This window comes from Paenibacillus sp. QJM3NY_38, assembly GCF_056173265.1.
This window is the reverse complement of the sequence record NZ_CM149665.1, coordinates 669,064-683,804: the sequence shown is the minus strand read 5'-3', so window position 1 is coordinate 683,804 and position 14,741 is coordinate 669,064. Positions and strand designations below refer to the sequence as shown.

General features: G+C 51.0%; 14 protein-coding genes. 9 read left to right on the top strand and 5 right to left on the bottom strand.

The window, feature by feature from the left end:
* Positions 1-13: 13 nt before the first annotated feature.
* Together AC0VZ8_RS03015 and AC0VZ8_RS03010 are read left to right on the top strand one after the other, a co-directional pair.
* Positions 14-514, top strand: coding sequence for a sigma-70 family RNA polymerase sigma factor (locus AC0VZ8_RS03015; protein ID WP_071222209.1), 501 nt, complete (start codon positions 14-16; stop codon positions 512-514).
* A complete protein-coding gene (locus tag AC0VZ8_RS03010; RefSeq protein ID WP_475486014.1) occupies positions 511-1,758 on the top strand; it encodes an anti sigma factor C-terminal domain-containing protein in 1,248 nt (415 codons plus the stop codon). Before AC0VZ8_RS03015 ends, AC0VZ8_RS03010 begins: the two co-directional genes overlap by 4 nt.
* 201 nt (positions 1,759-1,959) lie before the next feature.
* Here the strand turns inward: AC0VZ8_RS03010 and AC0VZ8_RS03005 are convergent, their stop codons facing one another.
* Positions 1,960-2,154, bottom strand: coding sequence for a hypothetical protein (locus AC0VZ8_RS03005; protein WP_475486013.1), 195 nt, complete (start codon positions 2,152-2,154; stop codon positions 1,960-1,962).
* A gap of 193 nt (positions 2,155-2,347) precedes the next feature.
* On the opposite strand from AC0VZ8_RS03005, the gene AC0VZ8_RS03000 reads away from it, so the two are divergent.
* The 5 genes from AC0VZ8_RS03000 (at position 2,348) to AC0VZ8_RS02980 (ending at position 8,436) form a co-directional block, all read left to right on the top strand.
* A complete protein-coding gene (locus tag AC0VZ8_RS03000; protein WP_475486012.1) occupies positions 2,348-2,791 on the top strand; it encodes a hypothetical protein in 444 nt (147 codons plus the stop codon).
* A gap of 166 nt (positions 2,792-2,957) precedes the next feature.
* The gene (locus tag AC0VZ8_RS02995; protein WP_475486011.1) at positions 2,958-5,426 is read left to right on the top strand and encodes a UvrD-helicase domain-containing protein; all 2,469 of its coding nucleotides are present in this window, start codon (positions 2,958-2,960) and stop codon (positions 5,424-5,426) included.
* Between the two features lie 268 nt (positions 5,427-5,694).
* A complete protein-coding gene (locus AC0VZ8_RS02990) occupies positions 5,695-6,102 on the top strand; it encodes a VOC family protein (RefSeq protein ID WP_475486010.1) in 408 nt (135 codons plus the stop codon).
* 245 nt (positions 6,103-6,347) lie between these two features.
* Positions 6,348-7,850 carry an MDR family MFS transporter gene (locus tag AC0VZ8_RS02985; protein WP_071222214.1) on the top strand — a complete coding sequence of 501 codons (1,503 nt, stop codon included), beginning with the start codon at positions 6,348-6,350 and terminating at the stop codon, positions 7,848-7,850.
* Between the two features lie 4 nt (positions 7,851-7,854).
* The gene (locus AC0VZ8_RS02980) at positions 7,855-8,436 is read left to right on the top strand and encodes a PadR family transcriptional regulator (protein WP_475486009.1); all 582 of its coding nucleotides are present in this window, start codon (positions 7,855-7,857) and stop codon (positions 8,434-8,436) included.
* A gap of 96 nt (positions 8,437-8,532) precedes the next feature.
* On the opposite strand, the gene AC0VZ8_RS02975 is transcribed toward AC0VZ8_RS02980, so the two are convergent.
* Positions 8,533-9,363 (bottom strand): aldo/keto reductase, encoded by an 831-nt coding sequence (locus AC0VZ8_RS02975; RefSeq protein ID WP_260066499.1) that lies wholly within the window; start codon positions 9,361-9,363, stop codon positions 8,533-8,535.
* 207 nt (positions 9,364-9,570) lie between these two features.
* Between AC0VZ8_RS02975 and AC0VZ8_RS02970 the strand changes: the two genes are divergently transcribed.
* Entirely contained in the window at positions 9,571-9,762 is a 192-nt protein-coding gene (locus AC0VZ8_RS02970; RefSeq protein WP_071222217.1) for a hypothetical protein, read from the top strand.
* Between the two features lie 101 nt (positions 9,763-9,863).
* Here the strand turns inward: AC0VZ8_RS02970 and AC0VZ8_RS02965 are convergent, their stop codons facing one another.
* Both AC0VZ8_RS02965 and AC0VZ8_RS02960 read right to left on the bottom strand, forming a co-directional pair.
* Positions 9,864-10,235, bottom strand: coding sequence for a hypothetical protein (locus tag AC0VZ8_RS02965; RefSeq protein ID WP_071222218.1), 372 nt, complete (start codon positions 10,233-10,235; stop codon positions 9,864-9,866).
* Between the two features lie 101 nt (positions 10,236-10,336).
* Positions 10,337-10,921: a nitroreductase family protein gene (locus tag AC0VZ8_RS02960; RefSeq protein ID WP_071222219.1), complete on the bottom strand. Its 585-nt coding sequence runs from the start codon at positions 10,919-10,921 to the stop codon at positions 10,337-10,339.
* 303 nt (positions 10,922-11,224) lie between these two features.
* Here AC0VZ8_RS02960 and AC0VZ8_RS02955 point away from each other — a divergent pair, with 303 nt between their 5' ends.
* On the top strand, positions 11,225-13,225 hold the full coding sequence (locus AC0VZ8_RS02955; protein ID WP_475486008.1) for a prolyl oligopeptidase family serine peptidase: 2,001 nt from the start codon (positions 11,225-11,227) through the stop codon (positions 13,223-13,225).
* Positions 13,226-13,416: 191 nt separating this feature from the next.
* Here AC0VZ8_RS02955 and AC0VZ8_RS02950 read toward each other — a convergent pair whose 3' ends face one another.
* The gene (locus tag AC0VZ8_RS02950) at positions 13,417-14,637 is read right to left on the bottom strand and encodes an asparaginase (RefSeq protein ID WP_475486007.1); all 1,221 of its coding nucleotides are present in this window, start codon (positions 14,635-14,637) and stop codon (positions 13,417-13,419) included.
* Between the last annotated feature and the right edge of the window lie 104 nt (positions 14,638-14,741).

The following is a 14,741-nucleotide window of genomic DNA, read 5'->3' as shown; positions in this document are numbered from 1 at the left end:
TAGAGGGGAGGACATGAAACTGAACAGTCTTGAATCGGTTTATCAATATTACGTAAAGGATGTTTATCGTTACTTGTACTCCCTCTCATCTGATCACCATGCGGCCGAAGACCTGGTACAGGAAACCTTTTACCGCGCTTACCTATTTCTTGAGAATTGGAAGGATGAACGAATCAAGCCATGGTTATTTCGGGTCGCCCATAACGCTTATGTCGATTATCAGCGCAAGGCCAGCCGCAGCATCGTGAAGGACGCTGTTTTTTTCGATCAGCTGATCGACCACCATACCCCGGAGAACATCCTGCTCCAGCAAGAAGCCCAAAGAGAAATTGGGCAAATGTTAACCGATATTCCGGAAAAGCAGCGACAAGCGGTGCTTCTGGTGGATTTTCATCAATTCACATACCAGGAGGCGGCGGATATTATGGGTATCACCTTATCCCATATCAAGATTACGTTATTTCGGGCCAGGCAGCGGCTGCGGGAAATGAAACGAAAGGATGGGTCGTTATGAGCGAAGAATTCAAACAACGGCTGAAGGATTATGCAGACGGCAAACTGACTGATGAGGAAAAAATCGAAATTGAGCGGGAAATGGAGAAGCTGGAGGAATACCAGGCTTACGTGAACGAGATGTTGGATAACGAGCGTTCGAGCGATGTCATCCCCCCGCATGCCAATAACGATCCAACCAGCCTCTCGCCAAAAAAAGAAAAGCGAATCGTGCGCAGGGGCAAATGGAAAGCCCGAATCTCGAATGCGCTGACAGTGATATCGGCAATTCTGGCTATAACGATCCTTAGCTCAATTGGTACAGCGTTATTCTACGGTGTCGGCGACCCGAGCCGAAACGATAAATACCAGGATGCCATCGCCTCCGCTATCTCGATCTCCCAACCTAACATCGAGGTTCCACTAAGCAGTCAGGGCAAAGTCTTCTTTATGCAGGAGGTGTATGGGGATATAGACAAGAAAGTGGGGAAAGAACGAGTGACCGTCGGCGAATATACCGTGAACTTCCTGTTCGGGCTGCCGTCCGTCGACATGGACTGGAACGAACGCAGTAGTCCATCACGGGTTTTCTACCGACCCGACAGCCCAGCGAAGGCGTCTTCAGTCGACCAAGACGAAGCTCCCCAGGAACAGTCAAAAGAACAGAACACCAGTCCCTCCTCCGCCAAGAGCGGTGACTGGTCCAGGCTTGGAAAGCTCCCCGAAGGTACCGTGGCCGAGGCTTATGTATCGTTTAACCGCTTCTTCTCGACCGACGAGCTGCTGAAGCAGTTCGAGAACCGGAACATGGAGCCTGTCTGGTTTGCCGTGGATACCGGGCCGAATGACCGATTCGGCGATCATGATGGAATCATCACCGATCCTGTCGGCTTCCCGTCTCATCCCGTCTGGCACCATGACGATTTGACGGTAACCTCCTATCAGGAAGAAAAACGCGGCTGGTTCGGCAAAATCGTGTCCAGCGGCGGACATTACCCTTCCATAGACACCTACGGGGACGGGGAACTGCGGAATGAACACTTCATCAAATCGCTGCGTCTTCTGCAGCAGTACGAGCTCATTGCGAATCGGGTGGCTCCGTTCATAGACGTGGACGCTTCCTTAGCTTATGTGGAACAAAACGGCGTTCGCCTCTATGGCGCTGTCATAACCGGGCCCGTCAAGGAACTGCTGACCCTGCGCGAGGTACCCTGGGTGCATGACCTGCGAGTCGGGGAAGTGCGGTTGTGGAACTGGACCGAGTGATGATCTTTTAGCGAAATTCGTTTGCTTCTACAAGCGTGCTGACTTTGAATAAGGGTGCCCAGCCATCCAAGCATACCCCGGATTACACACCATGCCACATGGAGTATTACACACGATGTACAATATCACATAGGGGCAACAAATCTCCCGGACTTCCTACATTCGAGTCCGGGTGTTTGTTATTCATATAAATGATTCAGGTCATGAATGATCCGCGCTGCTAGCGCCTGCCTCATTTGACCATGGCTCCATTTGCCGCTTCCTCTCCCGCTCCTCCCGTATTTGACGATCTCGCTCCATCGCCTCAGCAATATAGTCTCGGGGCTTCAGCTTGCCGTTGATGTTCAGCAAAATGCCAATCATGATGAGCTGCAGAATCGCAATAACGACCAGCATGAGATTCCTCCTCGAACATGGCCTCTTCCTTAGAACATTCCTTAAATAATATAACGCTCCTCCCGGATGTGAAGTTGGTTCATATCAGCAATTGTGCTGTCAGATGCTTTCCAGATATATTTAGTGAGACGGTCTCTATACGAATAAAGGATCTCAAGATTAATAAGGATTTAGAATTGAAAGGGAGAATGCTATGTTCATAAATCGTATATATCAATCAAGAGAAAGCCTTATTCGAAAATTCAAAGTTATAGATGCTGGTGCCGAAGCCAGCTTTAATTTGAACAACGAGGTTTTATATATAACTATAAAATCGCATACAAATGATGAACTATTGCTACATTTCAGAGATTTTAAAAGAAAAGAGGATGCCCCACCGATTTCTTTAGCGAGCGAATCCTTTTATTTGATTTTGGATAAGGTTAGAACATCAAGCAATGGAGAGAAGTATATGCAACCTATTTTAGATTTATTGGATTCTATTCTTGCGCTTATTATTTTTGTTCCAGAGATTAGATACAACGAGATAGACCAGAACACGCTAAATATAGTTACCAAGGAGTTTCTTCCGGAACTAACTTATGAAATCGATAGAATAGAGTATAGGTTACTACATTCAACAAGTAACTTAGTGTAGTTGTAATATGGACTATCCAAAACTATTAAATGAAATGGGGTAACGTGATCAGTCTATCAAGCACCCGCCTCACGTCTCTTATCCATATCCTGCGCTTTGCCAGACTTCCGAGAATCCGGTAAACTGGTAGGACGATAATCGAAATACGAAATGATTGGTGAAATTCATGACATCCATACCCTTCTATAAACGCCCGTACGGCGGTGAGCGTCAGGATATTCCGTTTGCCAAGCTGGCTTCCTTCGAGAACAGCCAGGACCTGATCCGCGATGACGCCCCGGATGCGGCTTTTTTTCGCGGCTTGGAATCACAAGGGCTGCTGCTGAACCGCGCCCAAATCCAAGCTGTTCGACATACGCAAGGACCGCTGCTTACGCTTGCAGGCGCCGGCTCCGGGAAGACCTCCGTGCTGGTCAGCCGGACAGGCTACCTCATTGCGGCCAAGAAGATCGATCCGTCTTCCATCCTGCTTGTCACCTTCTCATCCAAAGCGGCAGCCGAGATGAAGGAACGCATCATGGCGCTTCCCGGGTTACGGGCTAGCGAAACCGCCAAAGTAACGGCAAGAACCTTCCATTCCTTCTTCTTATACTTGCTGCGAACCCGCGGCTACAGGCAGGAAATCCTGAGCAACTCCAGGCATCAGCAATTTATTATGAAGCGCATCCTGCGAGAAATGGGCTTACAGGACAGCTACGAAGCCGAGACTCTGCTATCGCTCTGGTCTGCCCATCGAATGAGTATGACCGGACTTGACGAGCTGCCTGTCAAAACACCTGCGGAAGTCGAGCAAAGGCAAATTTTCGCCCGTTATGAAGCGTGGAAGGAAGACCACGGCCAGATGGATTTCGATGATATTCTGGTTTTGTCCTACCGTCTACTGTCGCAGGATCCCGGATTGCTGGCTTCCCTTCAAAGGCGGTACCGTTATGTGATGGTCGACGAGTTTCAAGATACCGGACTGCTGCCCTATGAGCTGCTGAAGAAGATGGTCGCCCCGCATCGCAACCTGATGGTTGTCGGTGACGATGACCAGACCATATACGGCTTCAATGGCGCGCGTAACGAATTCATTCTGGAATTCGACCAGACGTTTCCCGGGGCCAAGGTGGTGACGCTGGATATCAACTATCGATCCCTCTCGTCGATCGTCGGGCTGGGAAATGAAATTATCCGTGTCAATGAACGCCGCCGTCCCAAGCAGCTGCGCTCTACCCGCAAGAGCAGCAGCGTACCGCTGTATCTTCGTCCAGGCGATCCCGACCAAGAAGCGGAGCTGCTGCTGACCCATATTACCGAACAGGTCCGGGAGCACGGAAAACAGTACCGCGATCATGCGATTCTATACCGAACCGCAAACAACAGCCGGGCGATCTTCGAACAGCTCGTAATGCGGGAAATTCCGTTCATTCATTACGAGAACGGGGATCTGTTCTACGAGCAGTGGATCGTCAAACCGCTCATGGACCATCTGCGGCTGTCGCTGGACCGGCGCAATTTCACGGCGATGGAGGGCATGCTTCATACGCTGTACATGAACCGGGACAAAGGGATGGCTTTCATCCGGCAGCAGGATGCTCCGCGTCCCAAGAAGGGGCCTCTATCGCATCTTCTATCCTTTCCCGGCCTGAAGGACTTCCAGATCGAGAATATTAGGGATCGCACTAAGCTCATTAAGAGTCTGAAGGCGATGGAGCCCCTTCAAGCCGTACAGGAAATGAGGCGGCAATTCTACGACAAATTTCTGGAGGCAGACGAACGTCAGGAGATCACCCTCCATAAGGAATTCATACAGGAAGGACTGGATGAATTGGAGGCCTCGGCGAAGCGTTTTGGCGATATCGCTGAGTTCGTTGAATTTGTCGATCGGCTGATCGTCATTCATAAGGAAATGGCCGCCATGAAACGGGAAGAGCAGGCCGATGCCGTCCGCTTAATGACGATCCATAAATCCAAAGGGCTGGAGTTTCCCTCGGTGTGCCTGATCGGGGCGAGCGAGGGCATTCTGCCGCATACGTCCGCTTTAGACGCCGAGCGCAGGGACGACCAGCGTCCGCTGTCGGACAAGGAGGATAAGGCGCTGGATGCACTGGAAGAGGAGCGCAGATTAGCTTATGTCGCTATCACCAGGGCACGGGATGAATTGATTGTCAGTTCGCCAGGCTTTTACCGGGGACGAAAAGCGGAGGTTTCCCGCTTCTTCCGCGATGTGTTCGTCACGGACGAGCAGAGCAAACAAGGCAACCGTATACCAAACAAGGTCGGCGGGTCAACGACCCGTACATCCTTTAGCGCTAAACGCACGATCCGCATAGAGACCTCAACCTCAACCTCAACCAAGCGCTCTTCCCTACCCTCTTCTACTGGGCGGGCAACGGTGAGCACAACCAGTCAGAGGAGCCAACGTATCGGTTCAGATTCGAGCTCCGCTCCGAGCCCACAGCATCAGGCTGCATCCGCCGGGACAGAGATCGTCGACGTGTGGTTATGCACCAGCGCCAATTGCAAAGGCTGGCAGCGGGTCAACGCAAGAATCCCTGCAGGCACACGGAATCGGGAGAGCAAGGCCTGTCCTTTATGCCAGTCGCCCATGAAACAGGGGCGCAAAGAGGTTCCGGTGCACATTAGGCGTTAAGGAGCTAGTTACTGGAATTACCGCAAACAATGACATCGTTCATTTGCTGTCATCATTCATCCATATGCTTATAAGACGCTATCCAATATACAAAAAGGACTGACCCCTATCGTTCTTCAGCGAACGTATCAGGTCGGTCCTTTTCTCTTCTTTGTTTTAATTTCCCCATTCTACATATAAATATGGAAGCGTATACAGAATGCGTTACAATGGACTTAAGAAATCATCTTATCTCATGCTTTGATACATACCGAGGAGGAATACCGTCATGATTAAAGGAATTGCCCATCTGGCGTTTGATGTAGCCGATATGGAGAAGTCCCTGCATTTTTACTGCGATATTCTTGGTTTCACCCGTGCTTTTGATATCCCTAACGACCAGGGCGAGCCGTGGATCGAGTACATTAAGGTATGCGAGGGACAATTTATCGAGTTGTTTTACGGCGGGCAAAATAAACCGGGGCATGTAGATCGGCCCGTCGGATTCTCCCATCTCTGCCTTGAGGTGGAAGACATCGAGCACATCGCGGAGCATCTCCGCAATCAGGGCGTGAAGCTGGACGTCCAGCCGGTTCAAGGAAAAGACTTCAACTGGCAGTGCTGGGCGAGGGACCCGGACGGCAACCGGATCGAATTCATGCAGCTGGATCCCAAATCGCCGCAGATGAACTGCTAGGTCCTAACTGGCACAGCTGCCAGCGCGTCTTAACGCGAAGGTATTCCGGCAACTGTCTCCTTATTATCGCAAGGTCATCCCGTAAATCAGGGTTGGCCTTGTTTTTTCTTGTGCAGAATGTAGAGAAAGGCCGTGCCATTAAACATCTTGCCAACATCTGTTAATCCGGCTACAATATAACCACCGAATTATTCAAATTTGAATAATATGTACATAGTTGAATATGGAAAAGGAGTATCCTTAACATGAATGCACAACAAAGCAACATCAAATTGGTCGTGGCCGGTCTGCTGCTCGGCATCTTCATGGCCGCCATCGATAATACGATTGTAGCCACTGCCTTATCGACGATTATCCGCGATCTTCAGGGCTTCGACCAAGTCGTCTGGGTAACCTCGATCTACATGGTTGCCGTTATGGCCGGTACACCGATCTTCGGTAAGTTATCCGATATGTATGGACGGAAGCGGTTCTTTATATTCGGGTTGGTTGTCTTTCTGATCGGTTCCGCTCTTTGCGGGATGGCGAACAACATGACAGAGCTTATTATTTACCGGGCGATTCAAGGAATCGGCGGCGGTGCTCTTATGCCGATTGCGTTTACCATCGTGTTTGACCTGTTCCCGCCGGAGAAGCGCGGTAAAATGACGGGTTTGCTCGGTGCCGTATTTGGCACCTCCAGCATTATGGGACCGCTGCTGGGCGCTTTTATTACCGACAGCATCGGCTGGGAATGGATATTCTATGTCAACGTGCCGATCGGTATCGTATCCTTTATCTTCATCATGACTTCCTACAAGGAGTCCCGTTCCCATGCCAAACAAAAGATTGACTGGACGGGGGCTGCAACGCTTGTAGGCGCGATCATCTGCCTGATGTTCGGTCTGGAACTGGGCGGGCAAACCTATGCATGGGATTCACCGCAAATTCTGGGCTTGTTCGGGGGATTCATTGCTCTGTTTATTGTGTTTCTATTGGCAGAGACCCGGGCAGCTGAACCCATTATTTCGTTTCAAATGTTCCGTAAACGCCTGTTTGCCTCCAGCAATATCGTTGCCTTGTTCTATGGAGCAACCTTTATCGTGGCAACGATCTACATCCCGATCTTTGTTAGCGGAGTGTATGGTGGATCAGCAACCAATTCGGGCCTCATTCTGATGCCGATGATGCTCGGCAGCGTAGTCGGCAGCCAGGGCGGCGGCATGCTGACGACCCGGACTTCGTTTAGAAACATCATGATTCTGTCCGTCTTGTGCTTTATTGCAGGCATTTTCTGCCTGAGCACGATAAGCCCGGATACGCCGCGCTACCTGTTGACGGTCTTCATGATCCTGACCGGCTTTGGCGTCGGATTCTCGTTCTCCACGCTCAGCATGGCCTCCATCCATAACTTTGATGCCAGACAGCGCGGCGCGGCCACATCAACGAACTCCTTCCTTCGCTCCTTCGGCATGACGGTGGGGATTACGATCTTCGGGATTATCCAGCGCAACGGCCTCAACAGCCGACTCGCGGAAGCCGGAGGAAACGCGCCGGCCGGTGCCGAGTTAAATGCAGATGCTGTGCTTTCACCTGAAGTGATGGGCCAACTCCCTCCGAACGTACGTGAACAGATCACGGCTTCCTTGGCGGATTCCATTTCGAATACGTTCTTGTGGGCGCTTGTGCCAGCGGTGCTGGCTCTCGTGTTCGTGCTGATGATGGGCAACGAACGAGTGACCGTACCTGCCAAGGCCAAGGGAGCCTGATGGCATGTCGATGAAGCTGGCCATCCTGGGCTTGCTGCTGGAAGGAGACCATCATCCATACGAGATCCGGATCAAAATGAAGGATCGCGGCATGGATCAATATACGAAGCTCCAGATGGGCTCTCTTTATTACGCGGTAGACCGGCTTGCCGAGGACGGATACATCGAGGCAGTGGAAACCATACAGAGCGATAGCCGCCCGGACAAAACCATCTATCGGATCACGGATGCCGGACGCAAGCTTTTTGAGCAGCTGCTGCTCAAGAAATTCAGGGACATCGAGCCCGTACACCACCCGCTCTATATTGCCCTACCCTTCTCGCGACACGCGGATCCGGCCGTTCTGGCCCCGATCTTGCAGTCCCGTATCCGGGAGGCAGAGCATCGGGTGAACCAGGCATATCAATTATACGTGGAACACCAGCATATCGTACCGCGCAGCACCCAGCACTTGATGATCGGGATGTACGAACATGCCAAGACCGACCTGAACTGGTTAAAAAGGTTGAACGAAGACCTAGTGCAGGGAAAACTCGGCACAATCGGCGAACCGTTGTTTCCGGAGGATGGACCCAAAGAACAGTAACTGTAAGAGGCCTCTCCATCCTGATAATTGACGCAAAAAGAGCGAGCACTTCCCTCATTCCGGGTTGGGCTCGCTCTTTTTATATAAATGCAAAATTTAGAACAGGAATTCATCCGGATTGGAGCCAAAACGTTTGTTTTGGTTCAAGCCGTCAATGGCTGCCATATCCTCCGCCGAAAGCTCGAAATCGAAGATGTCGGCATTTTCGCGGATGCGATGCTCCTTCACCGATTTCGGAATGACGATGACGCCGTTCTGAATATCCCAGCGCAGAATGACTTGCGCCGTGGTTTTTCCGTATTTCTCCGCAATCTGCGCGAGGACCGGTTGATCCAGATTGCCCTGCATCAACGGACTCCACGCCTCCAGGACGATCTGGTTCTCGCGTGCAAACCCCAGCAGCTCCTTCTGGGAGAGCAGCGGATGCAATTCGACTTGGTTCACAACCGGTACAACACCCGTGTCCTCGATGATGTGCTGCAGGTGGCGGATCTGGAAGTTGCTGACGCCGATAGAACGAACAAGTCCTTCCTTTTGCAAGTGAATCAATGCCTTCCACGTGTCGAGGTATTTATCTTTTCCCGGCCAGTGCACGAGATACAAATCAACGATATCCAGCCCGAGCTTCTTGCGGCTCGTCTCAAAAGCTTGCAGCGTCTTCTCATACCCCTGGTCATCGTTCCACACTTTGGTGGTGATGAACAGCTCGTCCCGCGAAACTCCGGATTCGCGAATGGCTTGCCCTACGCCCTCTTCATTGCCGTAGATGGCAGCGGTATCGATGCTGCGGTACCCTGCAGCGATTGCTGATTTTACGGACTGAATAACCTCTTCGCCTTCTTTGGTCTTCCATACGCCAAGGCCCAGCCACGGCATTTTTACGCCATCATTCAAAGTAGGTCCATCGGTAAAAGTTTGATTGGCCATTCTGAAATCCCTCCTATTATGTAATGCAGCGGTTGTAAAGCCGCTTTCTCCAGTATATCAAAACCCCAGTATCCCGCTCAACGTTACATCACTTGCCAGGGCTGCCTTCATTTTTTAACTATATTTAACCGGGGTTTAAACTTCGTCCGTTACAATGGTTATATCTGATACAACATTAGCAGCTTAAACAGGAGGATTCACAAACCTATGGAAACCGTTACGCTCATCGTTGCGATCACCGCACTTGCGCTCATACTCATTCTATACGTCGGTAATTTAATCAACAACGGACTCACCGCCGCCTTCAACTTGAACATCCGTGCCAAAAAGTACGCTGTGGTGCTGTTAATCATTTACGCCGTGTCCATCAGCGGCTTTGTTCTGCTCACCCAGTGGTGATCCGTCTCATATAGAAAAAGGGCGTCCCTCTCGGAGGTATGCCACCTCCGGGTTCGGCCCTTCATTCCTATCACTCATATGCCAAAGACTGCGCAGCGAGACTAGTACTTGCGGCTAAAAATGCCGAAGCTCAGCAGTCCGCATGACGCCAAGAACAGATATGGCCCTGCCGCCGCCCCTCTTATCGTCTCTCCAAAAAAATCTACGGTCTTGGATGACACGTACATCATTGTCAAAAAAATAGCGACCAGCGCAAAGGCGTATGCTATGATCTTGTTCATCTTCTTCTCGCGAACCACTTTCAAAAATGGATAGATGAAACATACGATGAAAAACACGCCGCCCTGCAAGAAACCATTCTCTGCAGCCACGCCGATATCCAGCCATTTAAAAAAGAAAGAAGCTATCGCTAAACAGGTGGCTATAAAAATCAACTTGCTCCCCAGATCCCACTGCTTGAACCGAAATTTCATCCACGTACACTCCCCTAGTGTCAATCGCCCGGATGCCGTAACACCCTTTAGGCAAACATAGGGTTCATTATACCGGATTTTTGCGGCGGAGGGTAGATCAACTACAGGTCTGCGGCACTATTCAGCCATACCGTTTTGTTCGCTGCCGGTTGACGTTTCCCCTGCTTAGGTTCCATATCCGGATATCCGATGTACAGGAAACCCAGCATTTTATCTTCAGGCTTCAATCCGAACGCTTGATTCATCAGCGTATGGAAACACGGCTCGCCTGTTCTCCACACGGCACCCAGACCAAGCTCATGAATTTGCAGAAGCATATTTTGAATGGCGGCAAATACCGCTCCGTACTCTTCAAGTTCAATCACCTTGGGGTCCGTGGATGGTTCAACCGCCACACCGATGACAACCGGAGCCCGGTATGCCTTCGTACGTCCCGACTCGCGTGCTGCATTTACAGCCTCTTCACTCGTATCATCGCCGCCTGCCGCCTGAATGTCACCAAGCGCGTTGCCGAGCACATCACGGCCCTCTCCTTGCATGACAAAAAATTTCCACGGCTCCGTGAGCTTGTGGTTCGGCGCCCAGGTTCCTGCTTCTACGATTTGTTCAATCCATTCCTGCGGTACGGCATCAGGCTTGACCTTGCCAAGGCTGCGGCGCGTTCGGATCGCTTCACTTACGTTCATATCTGATTTCCTCCTGAGCTATATATAGTTGGTTTTATTTTACATACTCCTAATTGAGAGTCTGTCTCAATTATAACAAAAAGCGCACCGTATCGCTTCTAAATTGACCAGTTGAAAATTAATGGGCTGTTTTCAGTTCTACAACCTCCGTATTACACCCTATAATTATTGTAATTTCCCCTCTATTTTACTAGCATTTGGTGCGAAACGTTCGCATTCCCCCTCTCAATTTCTTCTAGATTTCCATGCCATTATCTGGGATAATGATGTTTAACTCATACAAGAAGATTAGGAGGATGATTCATGACTGATAAGCGACTCATAACGCCAGAGGATTTGTACCGGATGCACTGGGTGAATGACCCTGTCGTATCTCCAGCTAGCGGAGCCATAGCTTATGTACATAAATCCGTCAGCGAAAAATTCGACGGTTACCGTTCCCATATCCGGTTGCTTCCTGCAGAAGGAGACCAGGACGTTCCCTTCACGTCCGGCGAAGCGGATGCCGCACCCGCTTGGTCCCCGGACGGGTCGGAGCTTGCTTTCTTGCGCAAAAAGGGCGATAAGCCACAGGTATGGATCATGCCTGCCAACGGAGGGGAAGCAAGACCGGTTACCAACTTGAAGCACGGAGTCAGCGCCTTTAAATGGTCACCGGACAGCACACGCCTGCTTGTTAGAAGCGAGGTGGACGCGGGAGAGTCTACTGAAAGCGAAGAGTCAGACAAAGACGGTAAAAACAAGCTGCCTGAGGAAAAAATCATTAATCGCATTAAATATAAAGCCGATGGCGCCGGATTGTGGAATGAACGTCGACATCATCTATATCTCGTGAACCCGGCAACGGAAGAATGCAAGCAAATCACAGAAGGAGATTTTGATATACATGCCTTCGCCTGGTCACCGGACGGTACCCGTATCGCATACAGCAGCAGCCTTGCCACGGAGCAATTCCCGGAGCCGGATCTTCGTTTGACGGGCGATGTATTCGTCATGGACCTCGCCAGCGGATCCGTAACCGAATTGACGGATGGAACTCTCTCGATCGGCTCCATTGCGTTCACCCCGGACGGTCAGTATATGCTCATGCTTGCCAGCGATCTCAGCTGCGGTTTTGCTACGCTGACCAAAATCCACTTGATCCCGCTCTCGGGCGGAGAATCCCGCGTGCTCTTCACGGACATGGATATTCAGCTGGGGCACGCCGCGGTCAGCGACATGAGAGCCGGAGCCGGAACACCTCCGCTGTTCAGTAAGGACGGTCAATCCGTGTACATCCAGCTCAGCCAGGATGGCGGCGTCCATATTGGACGATTTGCCCTGGACGGTTCATCCTACGAGCTGGTGGTATCGGGTGAACGCGAAGTGTACCAATTCGCTCTGACACCGGAGGAGAACGTAGTGTTTGCTGCGGCTGACCCGCTGCAGCCCGGTGATCTGTTCAGCTTCTCTATCGCTAAGAACGAGGAGAAACGTCTGACGAACTGCAACGAGGAGCTGTGGAGCGAGCTTACGTTAAGCACGCCGGAGTCCTTTACGTTTCGGACGTCGGACGGCTGGCCGATTCAAGGGTGGATCATGAAGCCTGCCGGCTTCACGGAAGGCACGAAAGTTCCAGCTGTGCTTGAAATTCACGGCGGTCCGCAAGCCATGTACGGGCATACGTTCATGCATGAGTTCCAGCTGCTGGCTGCAGCCGGTTATGCTGTATTCTACACCAACCCTCGGGGTGGCCACGGATACGGTCAAGTACACGTTAATACCGTTAGAGGGGATTACGGCGGACGGGATTACCAGGATCTGATGGAAGCTGTAGATTATGTTCTGGATACCTACTCGTATGTCGATGCCTCCCGTCTTGGCGTAACCGGCGGCAGCTACGGCGGCTTCATGACCAACTGGATCATCGGTCATACCGACCGGTTCCAGGCAGCGGTAACCCAGCGCTCGATATCGAACTGGATCTCCTTCTACGGCGTCAGCGATATCGGCTACACCTTTACGCAGGATCAGATCTGGGGCAATCCATGGGACGATCTGGAGAAGCTGTGGAAACATTCCCCGCTCGCTTACGTGAAGGACATCCATACGCCGCTTCTCATCCTTCACGGAGAACAGGATCTCCGCTGCCCGATCGAACAGGGAGAACAGCTGTTTATTGCCTTGAAGCGACTTGGCCGGGAAGCTCAGTTCATCCGTTTCCCTGGTGCCGATCACAACTTGTCCCGAAGCGGCCACCCGCATCTGCGGGTGAAACGCTTAAGTCATATTATCCGCTGGTTTGTGGAGCATATCGAAAAATAAAATAAATCAAAAAACCATCCCCATGTAAACTTGCTCTATGAGCAGCTTACATGGGGATGGTTTTTGATTAGACGAAATATACACCGTCAAAAAAAGACCGCCAGGCAACCCAGGCGGCAATATATATTGGTGGAAGGAATTACATGGTTCAGTAGGAATAATGAGCAGCTAAAAAATGACTGAGTCTGAGATTACACTTCAGGTGTTCCGTAGGTTGCGAACCAACCCTTAATGGTATTGAAATCATCCGTAAAGGACAGGGAGAGCAGCAGCAGTACGCGCGCTTGTTGAGGACTCAGATTGTCGCCTGAAATGATGCCCTCACCTCCGCCGTATACGCTGCCGGAGCCTGTACGGGTCGTTGTTACGAAAACCACCCCCTTCTCGATGGCTTCCTTGCGGGCCGCGCTCATCTCTCTCGAGATGCCGCCTGCACCGGTGCCGGAAGTGACGATGCCTTTAGCTCCGTCTGCCACAAAGCCTTTAATCGCACCACCGCCGGCTTCCTGATAAGAGATTGCAATTTCAACCTTCGCCAGGTCCTCTTTGATGATTCTGCTCAGATCAAATACCGGTTTGCCTTCACCTTCCGCCTTCATCGCACGGAGGGGGGCACGGTATATCCGAATATTCTCATCATCGATATATCCGACTGCGCCCAGCATTGGCGTCTCAAACGTGTCGGTTCGGTAATCATTGGTCTTGGTTACGCCGCGCGCCAGATGAATCGTATCATTCAGCATTAGCACCGTGCCGAAGGATTCCGTGCGGCCGCTTCCAGCCAGTTTGATGGCATTGTACAGATTCGCCTGCGCATCGGAACCGATCACCGTCCAAGGCCGCATGGAGCCGGTAATGACTACAGGCTTGTCGCTTTGTACCGTCAGATCAAGGAAGTACGCAATCTCTTCCATCGTATCCGTCCCCGTCGTTACAACGACACTGTCATAGACCTTAAGCGCATGGTCCACCGTCAGGGACAAATCATACAGATCCGCCATGGTATACGCGCTTGATCCCGAATTGCCGAACTGGAGCGTGCTGATATCCGCAATCTTGTCCGTATTGGGAAGCTCACCGACCATGTCCTCAATCTTCAACGTACCCGCCCGGTAGGATTGAAAGCTGGTGGCATCCGTCGATTGCCCTGCTAAAGTCCCTCCGGTAGCAATGACCAGCACGTTCGGCCTTGTCGATTGTTTGGAAGCTTCCGATAGAGGAGGTACCGTCGTATTCCTTCCCGGCGTTGCAGGGGTCTGTACGGGCGCAGACGTACTAACCGTTCCTTTCACTTCCGTCACCGTAGCAGCATGTGCCGCATAGGTTGCAACAGGTGATAAAGAAATAACAAAAGCGGTGAATGCAGCGGTACTCCAGACCGCTAAAGGACGTTTTGACTTTGGTTTCATCATGGCACTCTCCCTTGATGTTATAATATATAACATATAAATATGTATTCGTTAGAGTTATTCTATTTGATGTTATTTAATATAACAAACAGAACATATTATAGGAA